Annotated in this window: 21 protein-coding genes; 4 read left to right on the top strand and 17 right to left on the bottom strand. The window is 70.2% G+C overall.

All coding sequences use genetic code 11. The features are described from left to right. Positions 1-130: 130 nt before the first annotated feature. Positions 131-1,960: an acyl-CoA dehydrogenase gene (locus tag AB0M16_RS17770; protein WP_365343791.1), complete on the bottom strand. Its 1,830-nt coding sequence runs from the start codon at positions 1,958-1,960 to the stop codon at positions 131-133. Between the two features lie 172 nt (positions 1,961-2,132). On the opposite strand from AB0M16_RS17770, the gene AB0M16_RS17765 reads away from it, so the two are divergent. Together AB0M16_RS17765 and AB0M16_RS17760 are read left to right on the top strand one after the other, a co-directional pair. Further along, positions 2,133-2,651: an SseB family protein gene (locus AB0M16_RS17765; RefSeq protein ID WP_365343789.1), complete on the top strand. Its 519-nt coding sequence runs from the start codon at positions 2,133-2,135 to the stop codon at positions 2,649-2,651. Positions 2,652-2,767: 116 nt separating this feature from the next. Next, positions 2,768-3,730, top strand: coding sequence for a pirin family protein (locus AB0M16_RS17760; protein ID WP_365343787.1), 963 nt, complete (start codon positions 2,768-2,770; stop codon positions 3,728-3,730). 19 nt (positions 3,731-3,749) lie between these two features. Here AB0M16_RS17760 and AB0M16_RS17755 read toward each other — a convergent pair whose 3' ends face one another. Together AB0M16_RS17755 and AB0M16_RS17750 are read right to left on the bottom strand one after the other, a co-directional pair. Continuing rightward, positions 3,750-4,172, bottom strand: a complete 423-nt coding sequence (locus AB0M16_RS17755; protein WP_365343785.1) for a hypothetical protein — start codon at positions 4,170-4,172, stop codon at positions 3,750-3,752. 152 nt (positions 4,173-4,324) lie between these two features. Continuing rightward, positions 4,325-5,353 (bottom strand): RNA polymerase sigma-70 factor, encoded by a 1,029-nt coding sequence (locus AB0M16_RS17750; protein WP_365343783.1) that lies wholly within the window; start codon positions 5,351-5,353, stop codon positions 4,325-4,327. 229 nt (positions 5,354-5,582) lie between these two features. Between AB0M16_RS17750 and AB0M16_RS17745 the strand changes: the two genes are divergently transcribed. Further along, positions 5,583-6,704: an AI-2E family transporter gene (locus AB0M16_RS17745; protein WP_365343781.1), complete on the top strand. Its 1,122-nt coding sequence runs from the start codon at positions 5,583-5,585 to the stop codon at positions 6,702-6,704. On the opposite strand, the gene AB0M16_RS17740 is transcribed toward AB0M16_RS17745, so the two are convergent. Next, positions 6,701-7,516 (bottom strand): MBL fold metallo-hydrolase, encoded by an 816-nt coding sequence (locus AB0M16_RS17740; protein ID WP_365343779.1) that lies wholly within the window; start codon positions 7,514-7,516, stop codon positions 6,701-6,703. The genes AB0M16_RS17745 and AB0M16_RS17740 overlap by 4 nt on opposite strands. A 176-nt stretch (positions 7,517-7,692) precedes the next feature. After that, on the bottom strand, positions 7,693-9,810 hold the full coding sequence (locus AB0M16_RS17735; RefSeq protein ID WP_365343777.1) for a SpoIIE family protein phosphatase: 2,118 nt from the start codon (positions 9,808-9,810) through the stop codon (positions 7,693-7,695). A gap of 140 nt (positions 9,811-9,950) precedes the next feature. Between AB0M16_RS17735 and aspS the strand changes: the two genes are divergently transcribed. Then, on the top strand, positions 9,951-11,771 hold the full coding sequence (aspS, locus tag AB0M16_RS17730; RefSeq protein WP_365343775.1) for an aspartate--tRNA ligase: 1,821 nt from the start codon (positions 9,951-9,953) through the stop codon (positions 11,769-11,771). 87 nt (positions 11,772-11,858) lie between these two features. Here aspS and AB0M16_RS17725 read toward each other — a convergent pair whose 3' ends face one another. The 12 genes from AB0M16_RS17725 to AB0M16_RS17670 all read right to left on the bottom strand — a co-directional run bounded on the left by AB0M16_RS17725 (position 11,859) and on the right by AB0M16_RS17670 (position 25,871). Beyond that, complete coding sequence (locus tag AB0M16_RS17725; RefSeq protein WP_365343773.1) at positions 11,859-12,509, bottom strand: hypothetical protein; 651 nt, start codon at positions 12,507-12,509, stop codon at positions 11,859-11,861. A 39-nt stretch (positions 12,510-12,548) separates the two neighbouring features. Further along, complete coding sequence (locus AB0M16_RS17720; RefSeq protein WP_365343771.1) at positions 12,549-13,409, bottom strand: helix-turn-helix domain-containing protein; 861 nt, start codon at positions 13,407-13,409, stop codon at positions 12,549-12,551. Between the two features lie 611 nt (positions 13,410-14,020). Then, positions 14,021-14,452 carry a hypothetical protein gene (locus AB0M16_RS17715; RefSeq protein WP_365343769.1) on the bottom strand — a complete coding sequence of 144 codons (432 nt, stop codon included), beginning with the start codon at positions 14,450-14,452 and terminating at the stop codon, positions 14,021-14,023. A gap of 13 nt (positions 14,453-14,465) precedes the next feature. Continuing rightward, positions 14,466-14,795 (bottom strand): hypothetical protein, encoded by a 330-nt coding sequence (locus AB0M16_RS17710; protein ID WP_365343767.1) that lies wholly within the window; start codon positions 14,793-14,795, stop codon positions 14,466-14,468. A gap of 333 nt (positions 14,796-15,128) precedes the next feature. Beyond that, on the bottom strand, positions 15,129-15,455 hold the full coding sequence (locus AB0M16_RS17705; RefSeq protein ID WP_365343765.1) for a hypothetical protein: 327 nt from the start codon (positions 15,453-15,455) through the stop codon (positions 15,129-15,131). A gap of 244 nt (positions 15,456-15,699) precedes the next feature. Next, positions 15,700-16,089 (bottom strand): Imm50 family immunity protein, encoded by a 390-nt coding sequence (locus AB0M16_RS17700; protein WP_365343763.1) that lies wholly within the window; start codon positions 16,087-16,089, stop codon positions 15,700-15,702. 12 nt (positions 16,090-16,101) lie between these two features. Beyond that, a complete protein-coding gene (locus AB0M16_RS17695; RefSeq protein WP_365343761.1) occupies positions 16,102-20,664 on the bottom strand; it encodes a putative T7SS-secreted protein in 4,563 nt (1,520 codons plus the stop codon). Further along, on the bottom strand, positions 20,664-21,311 hold the full coding sequence (locus tag AB0M16_RS17690) for a hypothetical protein (RefSeq protein WP_365343759.1): 648 nt from the start codon (positions 21,309-21,311) through the stop codon (positions 20,664-20,666). The genes AB0M16_RS17695 and AB0M16_RS17690 overlap by 1 nt, the downstream gene beginning before the upstream one ends. Further along, positions 21,308-21,841, bottom strand: a complete 534-nt coding sequence (locus tag AB0M16_RS17685) for an SseB family protein (RefSeq protein ID WP_365343757.1) — start codon at positions 21,839-21,841, stop codon at positions 21,308-21,310. The genes AB0M16_RS17690 and AB0M16_RS17685 overlap by 4 nt, the downstream gene beginning before the upstream one ends. Positions 21,842-21,948: 107 nt before the next feature. Beyond that, the gene (locus AB0M16_RS17680) at positions 21,949-22,104 is read right to left on the bottom strand and encodes a hypothetical protein (protein ID WP_365343755.1); all 156 of its coding nucleotides are present in this window, start codon (positions 22,102-22,104) and stop codon (positions 21,949-21,951) included. Between the two features lie 147 nt (positions 22,105-22,251). Then, positions 22,252-23,859, bottom strand: coding sequence for a methionine--tRNA ligase (gene metG, locus AB0M16_RS17675; protein WP_365343753.1), 1,608 nt, complete (start codon positions 23,857-23,859; stop codon positions 22,252-22,254). Positions 23,860-23,996: 137 nt separating this feature from the next. Beyond that, complete coding sequence (locus AB0M16_RS17670) at positions 23,997-25,871, bottom strand: VWA domain-containing protein (protein WP_365343750.1); 1,875 nt, start codon at positions 25,869-25,871, stop codon at positions 23,997-23,999. Positions 25,872-25,873: the final 2 nt, after the last annotated feature.

Below are 25,873 nucleotides of genomic sequence, written 5' to 3'. Positions count from 1 at the left end.
CAACGCCTGTGGACAACCGCGTGAAGCGGCGGACGGCCGCGCGAAGCGGCCGACAAAGAGGGAACGGCCCGCTCCCCTCCCCGGGAGCGAGCCGTTCCTGATGCGGACGTGGCGCGTACCTGTGCGGTACTTAGAACGCGGCCTCGTCCAGGTCCATCAGCGAGCCATCCACGCCTTCGGCGAGGAGGCGCTCGGTGGAGACGCCCGGCAGGACGGTGGCGGCGAAGAACTTCGCGGCCGCGATCTTGCCCTGGTAGAAGGCGACGTCCTTGCCGGAGGCGCCGGCGGCCAGCTTCTCGGCGGCCACGGCCGCGCCCTTGAGGAGCAGGTAGCCGATGACGACGTCGCCGGACGCCATGAGCAGGCGGGTGGTGTTGAGGCCCACCTTGTAGATGTTCTTGAGGTCCTCGCCGGTGGCGGTGAGGTCGGTGAGCATCGCGCCGACGATGCCCTCCAGGTCGACGGCCGCCTTGGCGAGCGCGTCGCGGGCGCCGGCCAGCTCCTCGCCGCCGGTCTCGACCGCGAGGAACTTCTTGATCTCCTCGGCCAGCGCGTTCAGGGAGGCGCCCTGGTCGCGGACGATCTTGCGGAAGAAGAAGTCCTGGCCCTGGATGGCCGTGGTGCCCTCGTAGAGGGTGTCGATCTTGGAGTCCCGGATGTACTGCTCGATCGGGTACTCCTGCAGGAAGCCGGAGCCGCCGAAGGTCTGCAGCGACTGGGCGAGCTGCTCGTAGCCCTTCTCGGAGCCGTAGCCCTTGACGATCGGGAGGAGCAGGTCGTTCAGGCCGTGCAGGGCCTTGGCGTCCTCGCCCGCCGCCTCCTTGAGCTGGATCGCGTCCTGGACGGAGGCCGTGTAGAGGACGAGGGAGCGCATGCCCTCGGCGTACGCCTTCTGCGTCATCAGCGAGCGGCGGACGTCGGGGTGGTGCGTGATGGTGACCTTGGGGGCGTTCTTGTCCATGAAGTTCGCCAGGTCGGTGCCCTGGACGCGCTCCTTGGCGTACTCCAGGGCGTTGAGGTAGCCCGTGGAGAGGGTTGAGATCGCCTTCGTGCCGACCATCATCCGGGCGAACTCGATGATGAGGAACATCTGGCGGATGCCGTCGTGCTTGTCGCCGATCAGCCAGCCCTTGGCGGGGTGCTTGTCGCCGAAGGTCATCTCGCACGTGTTGGAGGCCTTGAGGCCCATCTTGTGCTCGACGTTGGTGGCGTAGACGCCGTTGCGGGCGCCGAGCTCGCCGGTCTCCCAGTCGAACTCGTACTTCGGGACGAGGAAGAGGGAGAGGCCCTTGGTGCCGGGGCCGGCACCCTCGGGGCGGGCGAGGACGTAGTGGAGGATGTTCTCCTCCATGTCGTGCTCACCGGACGTGATGAAGCGCTTGACGCCCTCGATGTGCCAGGAGCCGTCCTCCTGCTGGACGGCCTTGGTGCGGCCGGCGCCGACGTCCGAGCCCGCGTCGGGCTCGGTGAGCACCATGGTGGAGCCCCAGCGCTTCTCGACGGCGATCTGCGCGACCTTCTTCTGCGCCTCGTTGCCCTCGTGGAAGAGGATGCCGGCGAACGCCGGGCCGGAGGAGTACATCCAGATGGCCGGGTTCGAGCCGAGCAGCAGCTCCGCGTAGGCCCAGATGAGCGAGCGCGGGGAGACGGTGCCGCCGATCTCCTCCGGGATGCCCAGGCGCCAGTACTCGGACTCCATGAAGGCGTTGTACGAGTTCTTGAAGGAGGCCGGGACCGGGGCGGTGTTGGTCTCGGGGTCGAAGACCGGCGGGTTGCGGTCGGCGTCGGCGAAGGACTCGGCCAGCTCGTTCTCGGCGAGGCGGCGGATCTCGTCGAGGATGCTCTTGGCGGTCTCGACGTCCATCTCCTCGAACGGACCGGTGCCGTACACCTTGTCGCGGCCGAGCACCTCGAAGAGGTTGAACTCGATGTCGCGGAGATTCGACTTGTAGTGCCCCATGGCGACGGCTCCGTAAGGATCGGGGAGGGGATGTCCTCGTAGACGTACTACTACCCGTGAGTAGCTCACGCTCTCTACGATGATGCTACCCACCGGTAATAAAGGCAACCCCTATCCGGACATCTGTGACGCGGGCCGCAGCCCCCGCCCGGGCCTCGATAGGCTGGCCCGCATGTACGGCTACGAGCAGAATCCGGGTGCCCAGCAGCAGTACGGCCCGCCTCCGCAGCAGGGGATGCCGGGCGGCATGCACCCCGGCATGCAGCCGGGCATGCAGGCCGGCGGCATGCAGGGCGGCTACGCCCAGCAGCCGCCGCTCTACCCCGAGCCGTCGCCGCCCTCGCTCGCCGACGCCGTGCGGGCCTTCACGACCGGCACGCTCGCCGCGGAGGACTTCCAGCAGATCTTCGCGACCTCGAAGGTCTACTGCCCGCGCGGTGACAACCCGGGCTTCCTGGCCCTGCACAACACCCAGCAGCCGGTGATCCCGATGTTCACCTCGCTCAAGGAGCTGCGGCGGTACGCGGGCAAGGAGTCCAAGTACTTCGTGATCACCGGCGCCGAGGTGATCGACCTGCTGCCGACCGGCTACGGCTTCGTCCTCGACATGGAGGGCGACCACCGGATGGTGTTCGACGCGAAGGCCGTGGAGCAGATGGTCGACTACGCGATGCGGCGGATGTACGGCTGACGCAGGCTGGAGGCACAGGGAGAGCGCCCGGGAGGAATTCCTCCCGGGCGTTCCGCGTTCCGGGTGGCAGGAAGTTCAGAATTCAACTAACCTGGTCGCACAAGGAGGTCCCCCCGATGCCTGCTGTGACTGTCGAGAACCCGCTCACCCTGCCCCGCGTGGCCGCGCCCGCCGACGCCGTCGCCCGCCCCGTGCTCGCCGTGACCACGGCACCCCAGGGCTTCGAAGGCGAGGGCTTCCCGGTGCGCCGGGCCTTCGCCGGCATCAACTACCAGTACCTCGACCCGTTCATCATGATGGACCAGATGGGCGAGGTGGAGTACGCCCCCGGCGAGCCCAAGGGCACGCCCTGGCACCCCCACCGCGGCTTCGAGACCGTCACGTACATCATCGACGGGATCTTCGACCACAAGGACTCCAACGGCGGTGGCGGCACCATCACCAACGGCGACACCCAGTGGATGACCGCGGGCTCCGGCCTCCTCCACATCGAGGCCCCGCCGGAGCACCTCGTCGTCAGCGGCGGCCTCTTCCACGGCCTCCAGCTGTGGGTGAACCTGCCCGCCTCCGACAAGATGATGGCGCCCCGCTACCAGGACATCCGCGGCGGCCAGGTCCAGCTGCTCACCACGCCCGACGGCGGCGCGCTGCTCCGCGTCATCGCCGGCGAGCTCGACGGGCACCAGGGGCCGGGCATCACCCACACCCCGATCACGATGCTCCACGCCACCCTGCGCCCCGGGGCCGAGATCGAGCTGCCGTGGCGCGAGGACTTCAACGGCCTCGCGTACGTCCTGGCCGGACGCGGCACGGTCGGCCAGGAGCGGCGGCCCGTCCACACCGGGCAGACCGCCGTCTTCGGCAAGGGAGGGGCGCTCACCGTCCGCGCCGACGAGAAGCAGGACGGGCACACCCCGGACCTGGAGGTCGTCCTCCTGGGCGGCCGGCCGATCCGCGAGCCGATGGCGCACTACGGCCCGTTCGTCATGAACACCCAGGCCGAACTCCGCCAGGCCTTCGAGGACTTCCAGGCGGGCCGCCTCGGCACCATCCCGGCGGTGCACGGGATGGGCGAGTAGCAGGGCCGGACGCCCGTCGCTACGGGAGGCTGCTGACCGGCGTCGGACGCACGGTCAGCAGCCGGCCCAGGTCCAGGACGCTGAGGCCGAACATCAGGACGCCCAGCGGGACGTGCGCGGCCGGCACGTGCGCGATGCCCAGCACGACCTGGACCGAGGCGAGCACCAGGAAGCCGGTCGCGTACAGGACCGAGCGCGGCGATCCGCCGCCCGGCCGCCACGCGAGCACCGCGGCCAGCACGTACAGCATCGACGCGCCGTACATGACCCGTGCGCCGACGCCGTGCAGCGTCTCGCCGACCGCGGAGGTCAGCAGCGCTCCGGCGGTGGTCGCCTGGAAGAAGAGGGACAGCGTCTGCAGGGCGACCGAGATCCTCAGGAACGCGGCGCCGCGCCCCTGGGCCGCTGCCGCCGTCCGCCCGGTCGTCGTCCGTCCGGCCATGGTGTCGTCTCCTCGTGTCCGTGCTCGGGTTTCGGTGTGCGCGGGTCCGGTGCTCGGGTTTCGGTGTGCGCGGGTCCGGTGCTCGGGTTTCGGTGCTCGGGTCCGGTGCTCGGGGTCCGGTGCTCGGGTCCGGTGTGACGCGGTGCGGACGTTCAGCGCAGGGTGAGCGGGGTCTCCGACGCGACCCGCGTCAGCTTCTGGGGATTGCGGACGTAATAGAGCCCGGTGATGAGGCCGTCCTCGACGCGGAAGGCCATGACGCCGTCGAGCTCGCCGTCCCGGTGCATCACGAGGGCCGGCCGGCCGTTGATCACGGTCGGCTCGGAGGTGACCGCGATGCCGAACTTCTGCGAGCCGCCGAGGTAGAAGCGGGCCAGGTTCTCGGCGCCGACGATGGGTCGCAGCGCCGCCCGCTTCACCCCGCCGCCGTCGCTGACCAGGACGACCTGCGGGGCGAGCACGTCCAGCAGGGCCTGCGGGTCCCCGGTCTCCAGCGCGCGCCGGAACGACTCCACGGCGGCCCGGGCGGCGGCCGGGGAGACCGCTCCGCGCGGACGGCCGGCCTCGACGTGTCTGCGGGCGCGGTGGGCGATCTGGTGGACGGCGGCGGGCGTCTTCCTGACGGCCACGGCGATCTCGTCGTAGCCGACGTCGAAGACCTCGCGGAGCACGAAGACGGCGCGCTCGGTCGGCGAGAGGCGTTCGAGGACGAGCATCATCGCCATCGAGAGGCTGTCGGCCAGCTCGACGTCCTCGGCCACGTCCGGCGCGGTCAGCAGCGGCTCGGGCAGCCACTGCCCCACGTACGCCTCCTTGCGGCGCTGCAGGCTGCGCAGCCGGTTGAGCGCCTGCCGGGTGGTGATCCGGACCAGGTACGCGCGCCGGTCCGCCACCCCCGCCAGGTCGACCTTCACCCAGCGGAGCCACGTCTCCTGCAGCACGTCCTCGGCGTCGGCGGCCGAGCCGAGCATCTCGTAGGCGACCGTGAAGAGCAGGTTGCGGTGCGCGACGAAGGTCTCCGTCGCCGGGTCGGCCGGTTCCACGGGCTCGATCCGGTCGGTCGGTTCGGTGCGGTCGCTCGCGTCGCCGGCCCGGTCGCCCGCCCGGTCATCGGCCCGGTCATCGGTCGGGTCGTCGGTCCGGTCGGTCCGGTCGGTCGGGTCGATGGCTCGGCCGGTCATGTCTCGCTGTCTCCTTCGCGGCTGACACCTGGTCACGCCGTCCGTCCGGCGCCGGCCGGGTGCGGGCCCAGGCTCGGTCACAGGACACCGGGGAGCCGGACGGTCTTACATAATGTGACGCGGGTCACGGGAGCGGGCCGCGACCGACCCCCGGCCCGCACTGACGAGGCGTCACTCGTACGGCGCCGAGCGCGCGACGACACGCCGTACGGCGTGGTCCGGTGGAGGCGTGTCCACCGACCGCCCCGCCGCCGAGCGCCCCGCCGCCGGCCGCCCGCTGCTCCCCGAAGGAGTCCGCCGCACGGCCGCCTGGTGCGTGGTCGCGCTGCTGGTCGCCGGCGTCGCGGCGGTCTTCGTCTGGCTGTGCGTCGCCTTCAAGACGGCCGTCACCCCCGTCCTGCTCGCCCTCCTCGGCACCGCGCTGCTCGGCCCCCTCTACCGCCGCCTGCTCCGCATGAAGGTGCAGAAGTCGCTCGCCGCCGGGCTCACCGTCCTCGCCGTGCTCGCGGTCGTCGGCGGCGCCACGTACATCGTGGTCGCCGCGATCGTCGAGACCGGCGACCAGATCGTCGCCTCGCTGCGGCAGGCCGCCGTCGACATCGCCCAGCACTTCGGCGCGGCCGGCACGTCCCTCGACGACCTCGCCAAGAACGCCCAGAAGCTCCTGGAGAAGTTCGGCGGGACGGCCGCCTCCGGAGTGATCTCCGGGCTCAGCGTCGTCGGCGAGGCACTCGCCACCGCCATCCTCGCCCTGCTCCTCATCTTCTTCTTCCTACGGGACTCCGACCGCGCCGCCGACGTGCTGCGCTCGCTCGCTCCCCGCTCCACCGGCGACATGGTGGAGGCCATGGGCCGGCGCGCCTTCGAGGCCGTCGAGGGCTTCATGCGCGGCACCACCTTCGTGGCCCTGGTCGACGCGGTCCTCATCGGGATCGGCCTGCTGGTCCTGCAGGTGCCCGGCGCGGTGGGTCTCGCCGCGCTGGTGTTCGTCACGGCCTACATCCCGTACCTCGGCGCCTTCCTCTCCGGTGCCGTCGCCGTCCTCGTCGCCCTCGCCGACCGGGGCTTCGTCATCGCCCTGTGGGTGCTCGGGGTCGTCCTCGCCGTCCAGGTCATCGAGGGCAACGTGCTCCAGCCGATGGTGCAGAGCCGGACCGTGCAGATGCACCCGGCGGTGGTCATGCTGGCCATCACCGCCGGGGCGTCCGTCGCCGGCATCCTCGGCATGCTCCTCGCCGTACCGCTGACCGCCGCCTTCTTCGGAGTCCTGGGGGAGCTGCGCGGCCGGTACGGCGAGGGCGTGGCTCCGGTCCTGCCGGACCTGCCGGACGGGACGGGGGACAGCTCCTAGGCGGGCGTCAGGCCGCCCGGCTCGAAGGAGCGCAGCATCTGCTCCAGGGCCGCCTGGTCCGGGCCGACGAAGGGGTCGGCGTCCGGGGCCATCGTGATCGTCTCGATCATGCGGCCGGTCATCCGTACCGCCGGCGGGAGATGGGTACCCAGCACGATCTCCGGGTTCATCTCCCGGATCTGGTCCACCCACATCCCGTACTTCAGCGGGTCCACGATCTGCACCCACGGGCTGTCCAACGTCGCCCACAGCAGCTGCGCGGCCCGCAGTTCCTCCGGCTTGAGGTCGTTGGCGTGGCCGCTCTCGGCGAGTTCGGCGGTCGGCATGGGCCCGCCGAAGCAGTCGGAGCTGAAGCAGATGCGGGTCCTCTCGTCGTAGAAGCCGACGGTGGCCGGGTTGTCGAAGAGCGGGGGCCGGAAGGCGTCGAGGACGCGGTCGCCGACGTCGAGGGACTGAGCGGGGTTGAGGAAGTAGAGCCGGTCCATGGGCAGGGGGCGCTCGGTGGTCATGATCCCGGCGCCGACGAACGTGGTCACCACCTTCGCGTCCGGGGCCGCGTCGAGCAGGTCGAAGATGCCGCCGGTGTGGTCGCGGTCGGGGTGGGTGAGCCAGATCCAGCGCACGTCGGCCGGGTCGATCACGCCGCCGAGCGCGGCGACGAAGTCCCGGTCGGCGATCGAGAGCCCGGTGTCCACCACGACGGGTTCGCGGGCGGTGAGGACGTAGGCGTTGACGGGGATGTGGCCGACGCCCGGGATGTCGAGGCTGTCGCTGATGACGGTGGTGTCGCTGCCGACCTTGTGCGTATCCATGACGGGCTCCGTGGTCCCCCCGGCGGCCGTACCCCACCAGTGTCCGCCGGGGGCCGGGGAGCCGCCCGGCGGGCGGGCCGGTGACCCGATCCGTGGACCTGCGGGGTCGGGGGCGTCGCGGGCGCGGGAGGCCGCGGGAAGGGCGTGGGAAGGCCGGCCGAGCGGTGCGGTGACCGTCAGCCGCAGCCCCCGTTCCCCGCCGCCCGCTCGTGCAGCTCGAACCAGATCGCCTTGCCCTCGCCCTGCGGGTCCACGCCCCAGGTGTCCGCGAGCATCTCCATCAGGATCAGACCGCGTCCGCTGGACGCCATCTCGCCCGGGTGGCGCTTGTGCGGGAGCTCGTCGCTGCTGTCGGCGACCTCGACGCGCAGCCGCCGGGCGTCCTCCAGGCACAGGACCTCGGCCACGAGCAGGGCGTCGCCGTCCGTGTGGACGAGGACGTTGGTGACCATCTCGGAGACCATCAGGACCGCCGAGTCGACCTGGTCCTCGTCCGACCAGTCGTGCAGCAGCTGCCGTACCTGCTCGCGGGCGGCGGCGATGCGTTCCGGCTCGGCCTGGGCGACGGTCATCATCGTGCGGCGCGGGGCCTCCCGTACGGCCGTGCCCTGGCGGGACAGGAGCAGGACCGCGATGTCGTCCTCACGGCGGTCGGCGAGCGGACCGGTGGTGTGGTGGGAGCCGGGGCCGTGGACGGCCTCGACGAGGCGGTCGGCGAGCGCCTCCAGGTCCTCGCCGCCGTCGGCCTCCAGGAGCTTCCTGACCCGTTCCCAGCCGCTGTCGAGGTCGTGGCCGCCGGTCTCCAGGAGTCCGTCGGTGCAGATCATCAGGGTCTCGCCGGGCTCCAGGGTGAGCCGGGTGGTCGGGTAGTCGGTGTCGGGGTCGATGCCGAGGGGCAGGCCGCCGGCCGTGGGCCTGAGGAGGACCGTTCCGTCGGTCATCCGCACCGCCGGGTCCGGATGACCGGCCCGCGCGATCTCCACCACGCCGGAGTCCAGGTCGACCTCCAGATAGAGGCAGGTGGCGAACCGGGGCCCGCCGTACTCCTTCTCGCCGTCGCCCTCGTCGCCGTCGTCGCCGTCGTTGATGCCGTAGAGGAAGCGCGAGGCCCGCGACAGCACGGCGTCCGGGCGGTGCCCCTCGGAGGCGTACGCCCGGAGCGCGATCCGCAGCTGGCCCATGAGCCCCGCCGCGCGGACGTCATGCCCCTGCACGTCGCCGATGACCAGGGCGATCCTGCCCGCGCCCGCCCCTCCGGGCAGCCGGATCATGTCGTACCAGTCGCCGCCGACCTGGAGTCCGCCGCCCGTGGGCACGTACCGCGCGGCCACCGCGATGCCCGGGATCCCCGGCCCGAGCACCGGCATCATCGTCCGCTGCAGGCCCAGCGACAGCTCCCGCTCCGACTCGGCCACCCCGGCCCGGGCCAGGGCCTGCGCCAGCATCCGGGCGACCGTCGTCAGGACGCTCCGCTCGTCCGGCGTGAACGCCACCGGATGCTCGAACGCGGCCATCCACGCGCCCATCGTGCGCCCGGCGACCACGAGCGGGACGAAGGCCCAGGAGCGCCGGCCGAAACGCTGGGCCAGCGGCCAGGTCATCGGGAAGCGGCGCGCGTACTCCTCCGCGGTCGGCAGGTAGATCGCCCGCCCCGTCCGCACCACCTCGGCCGCCGGATAGTCGGTGTCCAGCGTCATCGAGGTGAACGGGCCCTCGTCGCCGTCGCCGTGCCCGTGATGGCCGATGACCGTGAGCCGCTCGCCCGACATGCCGAAGACGGCGAGCCCGTCCGGGGAGAAGCCCGGCATCGACAGCGACGCCGCCACCCGCAGCACCTCGGCCGTCGACCGCGCCTCGGCGAGCGCCCGCCCCGCGTCGAGCAGGAAGGCCTCGCGGGAGCGGCGCCAGTCGCCCGTGACGGGGGTGCGGGCGGCGGTGCCGGGCTGCGGCTCGGCGACCTCCTGGAGGGTGCCGACCAGCTGGTAGTCGTTCCCCTCGATCAGCGGCTTCGACCTGCTCCGTACGGTACGGAGCACCCGCCCGCGCCCGTCCATGATCCGCAGCCGGGCCTCGGCGAGGGTGCCCTCGGCGACGGCGAGGGCGACGACCCCGTCGATCTCGTTCCAGTCCACCGGATGAAAGCGGGAGCGCACGGCCGCCTCGGTGAGCTGCACGGGTTCGGCGGGCAGCCCGAGCAGCCGGGCCGCCTCGGCGTCGAGGGTGACCACCCCGGACGCGTTGTCCCAGCGCCACAGGCCGGTCGCGATCGCGGCCAGGACGTCCTCGGTGCGCATTGCCCCACTTTATGAATATCGGACAGCAGGTCGCCACTGAGAGTATTCGAATCGCGATCTTGGGTGGGCCGGTACCCTGGGACGGCTGGACGTGTGTGTCCGGCATCCACCAAGGATCCCGAAGAACTGGATGAACGACGATGCATCGGTACAGGTCCCACACCTGCGGCGAGCTCCGCGCCTCTGACGTCGGCACCGACGTCCGGCTGAGCGGCTGGCTGCACAATCGGCGCGACCTGGGCGGCATCCTCTTCATCGATCTCCGCGACCACTACGGCATCACGCAGCTGGTCGCCCGCCCCGGCACGCCGGCGGCCGAGGTCCTCGACAAGCTGACCAAGGAGACGGTCGTCCGCGTCGACGGCAAGGTCGTCTCCCGCGGTGCCGACAACGTGAACCCCGAGCTCGCCACCGGCGAGATCGAGATCGAGGCCGCGGACGTCGAGGTCCTCGGCGCCGCCAAGCAGATCCCGTTCACGATCAACGCCGACGACGGCGTCAACGAGGAGCGGCGCCTGGAGTACCGCTTCCTCGACCTGCGCCGCGAGCGCATGCACCGCAACATCATGCTGCGCTCGGCCGTCATCGCCGCCATCCGCTCCAAGATGGTGGCCCTCGGCTTCAACGAGATGGCGACCCCGATCCTCGCCGCGACCTCCCCCGAGGGCGCCCGCGACTTCGTCGTCCCGTCCCGTCTGAACCCGGGCAAGTTCTACGCGCTGCCGCAGGCGCCGCAGCAGTTCAAGCAGCTGCTGATGATCTCCGGCTTCGACCGCTACTTCCAGATCGCGCCCTGCTTCCGCGACGAGGACGCCCGCGCCGACCGCTCGCCGGGCGAGTTCTACCAGCTCGACGTCGAGATGAGCTTCGTCGAGCAGGAGGACGTCTTCCAGCCGATCGAGAAGCTGATGACCGAGCTCTTCGAGGAGTTCGGCGGCGGCCGCCACGTCACCTCCCCGTTCCCGCGGATCCCGTTCCGCGAGTCGATGCTCAAGTACGGCAACGACAAGCCGGACCTGCGCACCGACCTCGAACTCGTCGACATCACCGACGTCTTCGAGAACTCGGAGTTCAAGGCCTTCGCCGGCAAGCACGTCCGCGCGCTCGCCGTCCCGGACACCGGTGACCAGCCGCGCAAGTTCTTCGACGGCCTGGGCGACTTCGCCGTCTCCCTCGGCGCGAAGGGCCTCGCCTGGGTCCGCGTCGGCGAGGAGAACGCGCTGACCGGCCCGATCGCCAAGTTCCTCACCGAGGAGAACGTCAAGGTCCTCACCGAGCGTCTGGGCCTGAAGCCCGGCCACGCGGTGTTCTTCGGCGCCGGCGAGTTCGACGAGGTCTCCAAGATCATGGGCCCGGTCCGGGTCGAGGCCGCCAAGCGCGCGGGCCAGTTCGAGGAGAACGTCTTCCGCTTCGCGTGGATCGTCGACTTCCCGATGTACGAGAAGGACGAGGAGACCGGCAAGATCGACTTCTCGCACAACCCCTTCTCCATGCCGCAGGGCGGCCTGGAGGCCCTGGAGGCCAAGGACCCGCTGGACGTCCTGGGCTGGCAGTACGACATCGTCTGCAACGGCATCGAGCTCTCCTCCGGCGCGATCCGGAACCACGAGCCCGAGATCATGTTCAAGGCCTTCGAGATCGCGGGCTACTCGCGCGAGACGGTCGAGACCGAGTTCGCCGGCATGCTCCGCGCCTTCGAGTTCGGCGCCCCGCCGCACGGTGGCATCGCCCCGGGTGTCGACCGCATCGTGATGCTCCTCGCCGACGAGCCGAACATCCGCGAGATCATCGCCTTCCCGCTCAACGGCAACGGCCAGGACCTCCTGATGGGCGCCCCGACCGAGCTCGACGAGTCCCGCCTGCGCGAGCTGAACATCCAGCTCCGCAAGCCGGTCGAGAAGAAGGTCACGGAGGACCGCCCGATCACCGAGTCGGTCCACCCGGACGCGGCGCGCGGCTGAACCGTCTGAGCGCTTGAGCCTTCGGCTCTGAGGGGCCCGGAACCGTCTCGTACGGTTCCGGGCCCCTTTCGTGTGTGCTGGAACGGACTACTCGTCCTCGTCGGCGAAGATCTCCTCGGCGGAGGAGACGGTGACGGCACGGGCGACCCAGCGGCGCAGTACCTCCGGGTCGGCGCATCCGGTGATGCGCTGACGGGCGTCGTCGGACACGTCGAGACCGCGCTGCTCCAGGACGATCAGTATGGCGTCGGCACTGCCCTGGGCACGGCCCTGAGCACGGCCTTCGTCCCGGATCTCCTCGGAGATGACCGACTTGTAGAAGGAGAGGTCCACGGCCACCAGGTTCCTCCAGAGCTCTATGTGCGGCGGCCCGCTGGTCACCGGACGCCCGGCCCAGTCGGCGGTGGACCGGTCCTGGCAGACGACCAGCAGAGCTGTCGGCAGCCGGTACTTCGTCCACAGGTACGCGGTGTAGTACGCCCAGCTCGCCGGCTTGGCCGGGTCCTTTTTCCCCTGCGCCTCGATGGCGAGGAGGAGGGACCCGTCCTCCGCGCTGTCGAGGCGCAGGAGGGTGTCCACCCGACGCTCGACGGGGCTTGCTTCGGTGAGGTCGTTGGGCAGGACGGTCACCTCGACCGGAGGGGGAAGGGGTAACCCGAGCAGTTCGGACAGGCGGCTGAAGAGGTGGAGATCGTGCTGGAAGATGCGGTGCATCGCTTCATGGGGTGAGCTGACCATGGGTTTCCTAGTGGTGCGGTCATGGCAGGGCGGGCTGGTTCACTCGCGTGAGTGACCGACTTCCGCACTGGTGCGGCAGTCTCTGCAGCGGCCGGGGGCGGCGGCCCGGAAAGGGCGTTCGCAGCCGTCGCAGGTCTGGAGCGGGTGCTGCCGGGGCGCTCGGAACGGGGGCGGGGCCGGAAGCCGTTCGGACAGCCGGTGGGCCAGGAGGGCTGCGGGGCGCCACAGGGGGTCCGAGAGATCTGAGGCCAGGGCCTGCCGTACGGCGTCCGGGGTGACGTCCCGCTCCAGCCAGGCGGCGACGCCCGGGGCCAGGTGCTCGGTTTCGGCGGCGGTGAGGAGGAGTCGGGGATCTGGGAGTCGGAGCCCGGCGAGGAGCTCCGCGGCGGTCAGCAGCAGGTCAGGGGCGGGATGCGCGGGCTGCGGCACAGCGGGCAGGGCGCGGCGACGCGGCGGCTCGGACCGGGACGCAGGCTTCCGATCTGGCTTCGGCTGCGGGGGTGCGTTGTTGGTCCTGCTGCGGCCCGGCTGGTTGCAGAACACCGTCCGCGTCACGATCCGCCCGTTCGGCAGGCGTACGCGCTCCCGCCGCAGATAGCCGAAGGCCACCAGCTCGCGCATGGCGGCGGCGGTCCGGGTGGTGCCCTCGCGCATCTTCCGGGACATGGTCTTGATGTCGACGGGCGCGCCGGCGGGCACCGACTGGATGTACGCGCCGATGGCGCGGGCCAGCCCCGACAACTCCTCGTGCTGGAGGAGGTCGTTGCCGATGATGGTGAAGCGCTCGGTGTGGCGCGTGTTCTCGTGGATGACGCCGCCACTCGTACGCCGGTGAGGGTGGTTCTTGCCGCCGTTACGGGACGGGGGGTATGGGCGCACGCTAGTGTTCTGGCTATCCATCGGGAAGGTCTCGCTTCCTGGATGGTCAGGCCCTCGCACTGGGATTGCCGTCCCGGCGAGGGCCGACGCATGTCTGCGGTTGTGTCGGTCGCGCTGAGCGTAGATCAAGCAACCGGGCCCGGCGCCAGCCCAGTTGGCATATTTCACCTGCATGGGTGACGGCGTCGCCGTGGGAGGGAAAGGGTGGGTTTGGTGGGGTCATTTCCCCTCTAGTACTTGGCACTTGGGGCCACCCGAGCCACCGGAACCCGCTTTTCCGAACTCCGGTGAACCGGCGAGATCCAGCTCCGTTCCGGAGGCGCAGCAGATCGTTACCGCCCCGTCGGCCGGCGAGAAGCCGAGCCGCCCCTCCCGCCCTGCCCGCACAGGTCGACAGAGGCGCCTTCGCCGCGTTCCAGCGCACGGACCGTGCCAGGGAGCTGTTCCAGCAAAGGCGAGAGGATGTCGTCGAGACGTCCACCGGCCAAACCGACTGGCCACCGTCGGGTGAGGTGCCAACCGAAGTCCCTTCAGTCCTCCTGATGCGCATCCATCTCATGTCTCCGCCGACCTCGCACAGTTGCCGCGCGGGGAACCTCCACAGACGAGCCCTTGGCACTTCTTGGGGACCATCACTCGATCGACGCGCGGAACCTCTCCAGGGAGCCGGCGAGATCACCTCGTGCACCGCCCCCTGGGGGAAGAGTCGAACGAGACTTGCCCTCAAGCTCTCGCGTGGCCTGGAGAACCGCTTGCGCGAGCTCTTCGGCCGTGCAGTTCCCCAGCAACGTCCCCTTTGCGGAAACCGGGACGGCTCCCTTTCGATCGCGCTTGAAGTCAAGCCCGAACGACGTGTCGGTGCCCACGAACGAAACAGCCTTCTTCTCCCCGGTGATGAGAGGCCGAAGCGAGTCGAGAAGCAGGGGGACTGACAGATAGATCATCATTCCTCGGTCGGGGGCATGGCCCGCCGACCCCACGGACGCGCAGTCCCCTTCGCAGGTGATGTCCCCGAGGTCGAAGTCGCCGGGTTCACCTTGGTCGGGGCGGACTGTGAACGTCATCTGGATGCCCGCGTCACTCGAAGCGGTGGGTGACAATCCAGTCGTCATCATCTTCGACCGAAACTGCGCAAAGTGACCGTCCGTCCACGGAAACGGCGATGAACTCGCGGAATCCAGTTGAGTCGGCAAGACGAGAGGGGAGCCGATTCCGGATCGTGTCCCTCACTCGGAGCCAGCCTCTCCTTTCACTTCCAGGGTTCGAGGTGAGCAGCAGAAACTCTGCGTCCTGGTCGTAGATCCGTATGCGCTCTGCCTCTGCGTGCCAGCGAAAGTCCACCTGATCGCGCGCATCCGGATTTGTGTGGGGAATCGATGACGTCGGTTGCACGTAGATTCCGGTCACAGCGAGTATCGCCTTCTGGATATCTGGCGCACCGTGGGGAATTGCTCCGGTGGTCGCTTCCAAGCCGTGCGATCTAAGAGACTCGATCAACCTGGAGTCTTCCGCGTGCTCATTTTTCATTTTTCCCAGCCCTCGTTGGAGAAGAAGCGGTGGTAGCCACCGGACGTGGCTGGCAGCCGTGGCCGCTGCCCGTCCAGCCGGGCCTGGCCCTTGGTGCCCGGTCGGTAGCCAGTAGGTTCTTCCCGGGGGTCGGGATCCTGATGGAGCGCTCGTAGTCAGCATTAGGATCGGGTCGACAGCGGCCCGTCTCCGGGCCCGCGCGGAAATGCGGATTCAGTCCTCAGAGCTGTCCGCCGACCGCGTCGGTCGTTCGGGAAGGCGGTCTGAGGCCTTTGCCAGGGCGTTCAGTATGCTTTCGAGATCCACTGCCGTGTCGGCGCAGAACGCTTGGTCGTTCTTCGAGATCGAGGCAACGGCCTCATTGAAGTGTTCTGTGTCGGGTCCGGACTCCTCGATCAGTCGAACGGGGACGATCATCCAGTTCTTCTCCCCCGGCCTGAACTCCCATTTTGTCTTCTCGGGTCCCGAACGCACCACCTCCTCAAAAAGTGCCTTGAATTCGTCGCGTGGATACGCGAAGCGCCATGCCAAGAAGGTCACTTGGAGATGCCCTTCGAGCGGGTGTCGCTCCGTTGGTGACCTGAACCAGACGACCTGATCGAATCCCTGCAACACCTGCCTGGCCCGTCTGCTTCTGCCTTGCGAGGCGGGTTCGTCTTTCGCGTTCAACGTCGCCCCCAGGGGGACGGCATTTTGTACTCGCCGCTTATTCTCAAGATTTTTTCTCACTCGTTGGAAAGCCGCAGCGCGCGCTCGTAGTCCCCCCGCGGGATGGGTTGGTTGCTCAGCCGGCGGAGGCATAGGCAGAGATCCGGCTGACATACGCAGCGTCCGCTACTGCGTGCAACTGGACCTCGTCCGAGTGGATGTCCAAGGTCACCCCGTCAGTCCCTTCGACGGAGATGTCGACGACCGGATCAGTCCCGAAGCCGTTCATCGTCACGTCCCGCAGCCCACCGAGGGAGAGTGTCACCTGCACGGTGTTGTACCCCTGCGCAGCCCATTTCGCCGGGGGCTGTTCTGGGTACACGTCGAGGTCGAACCGCAGGTTCAGAGACGGGCCCTCGCGGCCGACCTCCACGGCGTGCAGCCGGACAGAGGTGAGCGCAGGAGGACGGCCGCCGTAGATGCGGTCGAGGCCACCGCTGTCCGCGAGCAGAGAAACCCACGTCATAGAGCTCACCTGTCAATACTCGTAGTGCAATGCCGTTCCCGGCACATGCCCGTTGCGCGGGTTCTCAAAGGGTCTCACGTTGAGGTGTGGCCCTTGATCACCGACGCCGCCCTCTCCGTAGTAGTGGCCAAAGGAGTGGTCCTGGATGATGACTCGGCTTCCGTCTTCCCGCTCGAAGAGGTATTCACGTGTGATCACAGGACGGTGATCGTCCGTCATGATCTGCTGACCGTCTCGTGTCGTCATAGGAACTCTGCGCAGTTCGTAGGGTTGTTGGGACATGGGTATACCCAGGTCTCGCTTGGCTTCCCTGAACGCGGCGCTACGACTCTCCAGCTTCTTGTGTGTTGGCGGGTCTTCGCACGGCGCCAGCCCCAGCGGGTCGCTCCACGTGTGTGGGTTGTGGACGTACGTCGCCGGGTTCGGGGCGGGGGCCAGGCCCAGGGGGTCCTGGGTCAGGTAGCGGGCCGATTCGGGGTCGTAGTAGCGGAAGAAGTTGTAGTGGAGGCCCGATTCCGGGTCGAAGTACTGGCCCGGGAATCGGAGCGGGGTGTACGCCGTGGACGTCCTTGTCCAGGAGGTCGTGCCCCAGAGGGTGGTGCGGGAGCGCCAGGCCAGTTCGCCCGTCTCGTCGACGAGTTCGGTCGGGGTGCCGATCAGGTCGGAGACGATCGCGAAGAAGCGGATCTCGTCGGTGTCGTGGCGGTGTTCTGTCTGGGCCAGGGGGCGCAGGCCCGCGTGGTCCCAGGTGAGGGTGAGGGTTTCCGTCGACTGTTCGCACAGGGTCGTGCCGTCCCACGTGAAGCGGATGGTTTCCGTGGGCGAGTGCTTCGCGATGCGGCGGCCCAGCGGGTCGTAGACGTAGCGCCATTCGGTGCCGTCGGGCGTGATGACGGACGTCAGGCGGTCCTCCGCGTCCCAGGCGTAGTGCCAGGTGTCCGGCTTCCTCGACAGGCGGGTCTTCTGGCGGAGGACGGTCCGGCCTTGGGCGTCGTGTTCGTAGCGGACGCCGCCCGCGCGGGTGATGCGGGTGCCGGTGTAGGTGCGAGGGCCCGTCGCCTCCGTGTCGCGGGGCCACACGGCTTCCGTCTGGTTGCCGGCCTCGTCGTATGCGTACCGCTCCGTCCACTGGTCGGCGCGTACCGCCGTCACCCGGCCCGCCGCGTCCAGGTCGAAACGGCGCGGGCCGGCGAGGTGGTCGTCGATGCCGACCAGGTTTCCGTCCGGGCGGTAGTGGTACGCCCGGTGCTGCAGGCGCCGGCCACCGCGGCTCGTCACCTTGTGCGCGGTCAGCCGGCCCGCCTCGTCGAAGGCGGAGGTCAACTGTGCGAAGTCGCCGACCGCGCGGGTCAGTTCGCGGCCCACGGCGTCGTGCGTGAAGGACATCGTCCGGCCGGACGTGGTCAGCTCCGTGCGGCGGCCCGCCGCGTCGTAGGACCACGCGCTCACCGCCCCGCCCGGCGTCGTGCGGCCCGTTCGCCGGCCCACCTCGTCGTAGGAGAACGCGAGCGTCCGTCCGTTGATCGTCTCCGACATGAGGTGGCCGTACCGGTCCCGCAGACGCGTCAGCGTCGCGTCCGGGCTCACCGCCATCGCCAGCTCGTCGAAGACGTCGTACTCGTAGGTGGTGACCGCACCGCCCGCGTCCTTGCGGAGCACCTGGCCGAGAGGGTTCCGCTCGAAGCGGATCGTTTCACCGGCGCCGTTGGTCCGCGATTCCAAGCGTCCCGCCGCGTCGTACGCGTACGTCACGGTCCGGCCGTCGAAGTCCGTCTCGGACGCCGTTCGGCCCGCCGCGTCGTAGGCGTATGCCCAGGTCAGGCCCTGCGGGTTCGTGACGCCCGTCAGCTGGAGCGCCGCGTCGTGGGTGAAGGAGTAGCGCGTCCCGTCCGGGGTGGTGCGGGTCGCGAGGACGTCGAAGTCGCCGTAAGTGAAGACCGTGGTGCCGCCGATGGCGTCCGTGTGCGTCAGACAGTTGCCCTCGCCGTCGTACGTCCAGGACTCGACGGCACCGTCCGGGTTCACCCGGCGGCTGAGCCGGCCTTCGGGCGTCCATTCCAGCCGAGTCTCCGCGCCCAGCGGGTCGGTGACCCGGACCGTACGGCCGAAGACGTCGTAGCCGTACGAGGTCGTCGCACCGAGCGGGTCGGTGACCGCGATCGGAAGCCCCACGTCGTCGGTGCGGACCCGGGCGACCGCACCGAGCGGGTCCGTGACGGTCGTGAGCCGTCCCCGGTCGTCGTAGCTGAACTCCGTGCGCGCGCCAGAGGGGCTCGTGGCCGATGTGCGATTGCCGCGCTCGTCGTACGTCTGCCGGACCGTCGTGCCGTCCGGGCGCCGCACCCTCACCGGCAGCCCGAGTGTGTCGTATTCGGCGGTCGTGGTCCGCCCGTCGGGGCGGGTGACGGTCGTGAGCCGGCCCTCCTCGTCGTAGGCGAAGAGGGTCGTGTGGCCCAAGGGATCCGTACGGGACAGCAGACGGCCTCGGGCGTCGTACGTGGACCGGGTGACCCCACCGTCTGGCTCTGTCTGGGCGGTGATCCTCGCCTGGTCGTTCACCTCGAAGCGGGTCGTCCGGCCGAGTGCGTCCGTGTACGTCGTCTCGCCGTCGCCCCAGGTGAAGCGGCCGGCCATGACGCCGTCGCGGCCCGACTGGGACACGCAGCGGTCCCGCTCGTCGTAGACGTAGGCGTAGCGGTGCCCGTTGCTGTCGGTCCAGGACGTCATCCGGCCCCGCTCGTCGTAGCCGAAGCACAGCGGGCGGCCCGCGGAGTCGGCGACCGAGGTCAGATGGCCGTCGGTGTAGCCGTAGCGCCGGACCTCCTGGTCGCCCAGGTGCAGGGCCGTGATCCGGGATCCGTCCGTGGTCAGGCGGACCCGGTACCCGCCGTGGTGGGCGAGCTCGGCGGGCGCACCCTCCGCGTCGTACCCCAGGGTGATCCAGTTGCCGTTGCGGTCGTCGATCTGGACGAGGGCGGCTTCGTCTCCGTCCCCGTCGCCGACAGTGGCGAAGTGGCGGACTACGCCCGTCTCCGGGTCTGTGACCGTGTACGTGCCGTCCGACGTGTCCCGGTCCAGCCGCCAGCGGCGGGTGCCGTGGGTCGGCAGCACCGGGACGCCGGGCGCCGGATGCGGGTAGGCCAGGATGCTGCCGTCCTCGCAGAGCAGGAGCACGCCCTCCGCGTCGATCTCCAGGCGCTGGTCGATCGTGCTCGCCCACGACGGCCCGAACCAGCGGCCCGCACGGTAGGAGGACTCGTAGTGCCGGCGGAGCACCACCGGCAGGGTGCCCGGCAGGGCGAGGTCCGTCTGGGGCAGGAAGACCCGTCCCGTGGCCATGTCCACGGGGTCGCCGCAGTCGCACTTCTCCTTCGGCTCCTGGCCCTTGCCGTGAGGGTCTTCCGTGTGGGCGTCGCGGGCCGGGCCCTTGGCGCCGCCCGGCTTCGTGGGCACGTCGTCCAGGTGCTTGAGCCGCGTCAGTGACTTCAGGCCGCCCGCGCCCTTCGTGCCGATCAGCTCGGGGACGAGGCGGCCGAGGAACTCCGAGGGGTCGCCCTTGGCCGCGTCCCAGGCGTTCTTCAGGGCACGGTCCGGGTTGGCGGCGGTGGAGACGAGGCCGGCGAGGGTGGTGTTGACGCCCTTGTAGTACTCCGCCGGGTGGGTCAGGTTGTACGGGTCCATCGGGTCGAGCGAGCGGACGAAGTTGAGCAGGCCCGCCGTGCCCTTGACGATGCCGCCGCCGAAGTGGGCCAGCTCGAAGCCCTGGCCCACGCCGTAGTCCACCAGCTCCAGCTTGGCCTTCTCCAGGCCCGTCGGCTCCTTGGGCGCGTGCGCGAGTGCGGCGCGGACCGCGTTCTTCGCGGTCTCCCCCGCCTCGTTCCGTGCCTTCCGGGCGTCGTTCAGGATTTCCTGGGCGCGCTTCCGCTTCGCGTCGCCTGGGTCGGAGAAGTCCCCGGGATGGGGCAGCGGGCTGTCGCTGTGGCGGGCCGCTTCGTAGGCGTCGGCCTTCTTCTTGTAGGCGTCCGCCGCTTCCTTGGAGTCCTTGTCGCCCTCCTTGTACAGGGCGATCGCCTCACGCGCCTTGCCCTGCGCGCTCACGACCGCGTGCCCGTACGTCTCCAGCGCCTTGGCCGCGTTCTCCATCGCGTCCGCCGCGTGCAGCCAGTCGGTCGGCAGGGTCTGGAACTCCTCCCGGAAGGTGTCGGCCGCGGCGCCCTTCCAGTGCGCGGAGTCCAGCTTCTTCATGCCGCCGCCGACCAGGTCGAAGGCCTTCTGGAAGTCCCGCAGGTTCTTCACCGCGGCCGTGATCCTGTCCGGCTTGCCGTGGACCAGCTCGTCGGCCTGCTCGGTCTGCCCGAGCTGCTGCTCGCCGACCTCCGCACCGAGCGAGGAGGCGGCTTCGTCGCCCCAGTCCTCGACCGCGTCCGCCCAGTCGTGCGCACCGGCCTTGTCGAGGGCCTCGCCGGTCTTGTCGGTGACGTAGTCGACGCCCTCGCCGACCAGCTCCTTGCCCTTGTCGATCCCGCGGTCGACACCGTCGACGATCTTGTCGCCCCACCCCTTCCAGTCGACCATCAGCGGCTCTCCCCCCACCGCGGCTGCTCGGCCTGGTCGATCGTCGCCTGATCAGGGGCGAGCTTCTCCTTGAGCTTCGCGTCCACGAGGTCGCGGTCCGCCGGGTCGATCAGCCCGGAGCGCTCCATCGAGTCCAGCTCCGCGTCCATCACGTCGTAACCGGTGTTCTTCCAGGTCTGCTTGACCTCGTCGTGGGCCTTGGAGAACGATTCCGGGCTCCAGTCCGCGCCGTCCCACGTGTTCTGGTCGCGGATGGTCTCCCAGCGCATCTGCTTGACCTCGTCCTCGGACAGGTGCGGATTGCCGTTCAGCGAGTTCACACCGATCTTGAACGTGTCCTTGACGTACTGCTCCTGCTCCGCGAACGAGCCCGCCGACAGGCCGACCCCCTGGGCGAAGCCGTTGCCCCGCATCGCCAACGCCCGCACGCCCCACTCCCAGCGGTTGCAGAAGGTCTCGAACTCCGAGGTCAGGCCGCCGTGGCCCAACTCCAGCCCGGACAGGGCCAGCTCGGAGAAGCCCCGCCCCATCGACGCCTGGCCGATCATTCCGAGGTCCTTCAGCTCGGCATGCGCCAGATCGATGCCCTTCGCTATCTCCGCCAGTGCCGCCGGCGGCACCACGAGCTCCGGTTCGTTCCCGCTCACTGCTTCCCCGTTCCCCCGAGATCCACTGCCACCTCGTCCGGGACGATGCCCGCCACCGGCGGAAACACCATCCCGTCCGCACTGCCCGCGTCCAGGGCCACCCCACCCGGTCCCGGCAGCATCGGCACCATCACGTCAAGCAGTCGCGCACCCAGCACCGTCCGGTACGTCCACTCACGGCCCGCCTCGCCCCGTGCCGCGGCGAACCGGGCCAGCGCCTCCTCGTCCGAGAACGCGCAGATCCACCGCACGCCGTTGAAGTCCGCAGTCCACAGGCTCCCGAACTCGTCGAACGGCACCAGCACAGCGGTACGGCGGAACTCGCCGAGCAAACGCGCAAACTCTCGGCGCGCCGCCTCGGTCCCCTTCGCCGGCTCCCCGCCCGACGCCTTCTCCGCCGGAGTCTGCGATGTCGCCTGGACCGTCTCGGATGCGGTAGTCGGCTGCGTCGCCGGAACCGACGCGGTCGCCAAATCAACGAGTCTGGAGACCCGTTGAGGCTTCGATATGTCGTCCCCGTTGTCAGTCACTCACGCATGCTGCCATGCGATCATTCCCACAAGCAACGAACAAACGGCCGATTCCTGTCATGCCGGTCGGCCGGCAACTGCCGTCGAGTCGGTCGGAAATGGGCGGTTCAGCCGACCCATTGCTTGAGCGGCTCGAAGAGCTCCTGGGTCATGGCGCGGGTCCGCTGCTCGACTGCCTCCACGGCGGCCTCCTCCGGGATCGGTGGTGCCTCCCACGCTACGGGTTCGTCCGTCCACGCGGACGGATTCGTCGCTGTCGCCACGTGGCGACGCCGGCATATGCCGGCGGCCGAGGGGGTGGGGATGCGGAGCCTTCACCCGTGCGGGTTGCCCGTGGCTCGTGGGCACGGCGAAGGCCGCCGCCCCGGGCAGGGGCGGCGGCCTTCGGTTCGTGCGCGGCCCGGTGGGCGTCAGTCCTTCTTCGGGTCCTCCAGGCGCGGGAAGAGGATCGCGCCCTTCGTGACCGTCGTGCCGGCGGGGAGCTTGCCCCACTCGCCCGCGTCCTGGACCGGCTGGGCGGCCAGGGCGCCCAGGGACGCCTCGGCGCCCAGGGACTCCCAGAGGGCCTGCGAGGTCTCCGGCATGATCGGGTTCAGGAGCACGGCGACGGCGCGGAGGGACTCGGCGGCCGTGTACAGGATCGTGGCGAGGCGGGCGCGGCCCTCCTCGGACTCGTCCTTCGCGACCTTCCACGGCTCCTGCTCCGTGATGTAGCCGTTGACCTGCTTCACGAAGTCGAAGATCGCCAGGATGCCGCCCTGGAAGTCCAGCTCCTCGCCGATCTTCGCGTCGGCCGTCGCCACGGCCTTCGCCAGGCCCTCGTGGACAGCCTTCTCCGCGTCGCCGTCCGCCGTCGCCGCCGGCAGCTCGCCGCCGAAGTACTTGCCGACCATCGCCGCCACGCGCGAGGCGAGGTTGCCGTAGTCGTTGGCCAGCTCGGACGTGTAGCGGGCGGTGAAGTCCTCCCACGAGAACGAGCCGTCGCTGCCGAAGGCGATCGCCCGCAGGAAGTACCAGCGGTACGCGTCCACGCCGAAGTGCGAGGTCAGGTCCTGCGGCTTGATGCCGGTCAGGTTCGACTTCGACATCTTCTCGCCGCCGACCATCAGCCAGCCGTTGGCCGCCACCCGGCCCGGGACCGGCAGGCCCTGCGCCATCAGCATCGCCGGCCAGATCACCGCGTGGAACCGCAGGATGTCCTTGCCGACCAGGTGCACGTTCGCCGGGAAGGTCTCCTCGAACTTCGCCGGGTTCTCGTTGTAGCCGACCGCCGTCGCGTAGTTCAGGAGCGCGTCGACCCACACGTAGATCACGTGCTTGTCGTCCCACGGGATCGGGATGCCCCAGTCGAAGGTCGAGCGGGAGATCGACAGGTCCTGCAGACCCTGCTTGACGAAGTTCACGACCTCGTTGCGGGCCGACTCGGGCTGGACGAAGCCCGGGTTCGCCTCGTAGAACTCCAGCAGCTTCGGGCCGTACTCGCTCAGCTTGAAGAAGTAGTTCTCCTCCTTGAGGATCTCCACCGGCTTCTTGTGGATCGGGCACAGCTTCGTGCCGTCCTCGGCCTCGATGAGATCGCCCGGGAGCTTGTACTCCTCGCAACCCACGCAGTACGGGCCCTCGTAGCCGCCCTTGTAGATCTCGCCCTTGTCGTACAGGTCCTGCACGAACTCCTGGACGCGGTCGGTGTGACGCTTCTGGGTGGTGCGGATGAAGTCGTCGTTCGCGATGTCCAGGTGCTCCCAGAGGGGCTTCCAGGCCTCCTCGACGAGCTTGTCGCACCACTCCTGGGGCGTGACGCCGTTCGCCTCCGCGGTGCGCATGATCTTCTGACCGTGCTCGTCCGTGCCGGTGAGGTACCACACCTTCTCACCGCGCTGGCGGTGCCAGCGGGTGAGCACGTCGCCTGCGACGGTCGTGTAGGCGTGGCCCAGGTGAGGAGCGTCGTTGACGTAGTAGATGGGGGTCGAGACGTAGAACGCCTTCGAGCCCTGCTTCTCGGATCCAGTGGCCGCCATGGTGCGAATTTTAACGGCCGGGAGACGCTGCCCCCGCCGGGGCGGGGGCCCCGCACACGCCGGGGGCCCGGCCGCGCGCGTGCTGCGTGCGGTGCCGGGCCCCCGGAGGTGGTGGTGCCTGGGCTTCGCGCGGGTCCTTACAGCGACCAGTCCGCGAGGAGGCCCTTGTAGAACGCCGCGTGCGGGGTCTCCACCGGGGCCGGACCGGCGAAGTGGACGCCCGTGCGGGGGGTCGCGAGCTTACGGAGGTAGTCGAAGGCCTTGTTGTCCTCCTCGCCCCACACCGTGAAGCGCCAGTGCACCGGGGTCTTGCCGTCGGCCGCCGCCTCCGTCAGTGCCTGGGTCGCCGCCGTCTTCGACTCCGGAGCGCCGTCCGTCTGGAAGACGACCAGGGCGGGGAGGGCCGGGTCCGCGCTCTTGCCGTGCAGGGCGAGGACCTCCTCGACCGCGCGGTCGTAGTTGGTCCGGCCCATCCGGCCGAGGGTCGCGTTGATCTCCTCGACGCGGTCGGGGGTGGTGTCGGCGGGACGCAGCTCGGCCGTGCCGTCGATCTCCGTCGAGAAGAAGACGGCGGTGACGGCCGCCTCCTCGGAGAGGTGCGCGGCGAGTGCCACCGTCTGCTCCGCCAGGCGCTGCACGGAGCCGTCCTTGAAGTACGGCCGCATCGACCCGGAGCGGTCCACCACGAGGTACACCGCCGCCCGCGCGCCCGTCAGCCCCTGCTTCTTCAGGACCGCGCCGGCCGCCTTGTAGGCGTCCACGAGGTGCGGGGCGTCGGCCTTGAGGCGGGGGAGGGCGAGGGCCGGGCCGGCCGGGGTCTCCACGCCGGCCGCGGTGTCCGCGTCGGCCGGGGTGTCCGCGTCGGCCGGGGTCTCCACGCCGGCCGCGGTGTCCGCGTCGGCCGGGGTGTCCGCGTCGGCCGGGGTGTCCGCGTCGGCCGGGGCTGCCGACTCCGCCTCCGGCTCGGGGGCCGGGGCCGGGGCGGTTGCCGGGGTCGGGGTCTCGACGGTGGCCGGGGCCGCCGCCTCCGGCTCCTGGTCCGTCTCCGCGGCCGCTGCGACGGGGGTCTCCGCCTCGGCCGCGCTGTCGTCCGGCGCCTGCGCGCTCGGCTCCTCGGTTGCGGCCGGCTCCTCGGTCGTGTCAGCGGCAGCCTGCGGCTCGGTGTCCGTGGCGGCGGTTGCGTCCTCGGAGGCCGGGGCGCTCTCCGCCGCCGTCTCGGTGCTCGTCGCGTCCTCCGCCGGAGCGGGCTCCTGCTCCGCGGGCGCCTCGACGGGCGCCTCGGCCTCGGCGGCCTGCGGTGCGGTGGCCTCCGCCTCGGCCTCGGCGGCCTGCGGTGCGGTGGTCTCCGTCTCGGCCTCGGCGGCCTGCGGCGCGGCGTCGTCGGCATCGGGCGTCTGCTCGGCGGGAGCCGCGCTGTCGGAGGACGCCTCCGCGGCGAGCTCCTGGGCCGCCGGCTCGACGCCGTCCGTCTGCTGCTCCGCCTCGTCGGCGACCGGCTCCGCCTGGCTGTCGGCCGCCTCGTCGGCGACCGGCTCCGCCTCGGCCTGCGGCTGCTCCGGCGAGGCCTCGGCGTCAGCCGCGGACTCCGTCTCGGACGCGGCCGCCTGAGGCTTCTCGGTCACGGCCACGGCCTCGGCGTCAGCCGCACCCGCACCCGCACCCGCGACGTCCGTCTCCGACGGAGCCCGTCGTGCGGCCGGGATCTGCGGGTTGTCGAAACTCGCGGCCACCAGGTCCGCCGCCGCGCGCTCCGCGGCGGTCTCCGCCGGGGCGGTCTCCTCGGCGGCCTTCGGCTCGGACGGAGCCGCGTCCGCGGTCGGCGCGGACGCCTCCGCCGCGGCGGGCGCGTCCGCCGCCTCGACCGGCTCCGCCGTGGCCTCCGGCCCCGCCGTGGTCTCCGTCTCCGTCGTCGTCTCCGTCTCAGGCGCCGCCCCCTGGGCCGGGACGGAGGTTGCCGGGACGTCGGGCTCGGCGTCGTGCGCGCGGTTGCGGCCGAATACCTTGTTCAGCAAGC

It is taken from the genome of Streptomyces sp. NPDC051921, assembly GCF_040680975.1.
Taxonomy (GTDB): domain Bacteria; phylum Actinomycetota; class Actinomycetes; order Streptomycetales; family Streptomycetaceae; genus Streptomyces.
Note: the sequence above shows the minus strand (reverse complement) of the source record. Positions and strands in the feature narration are given on the sequence as shown.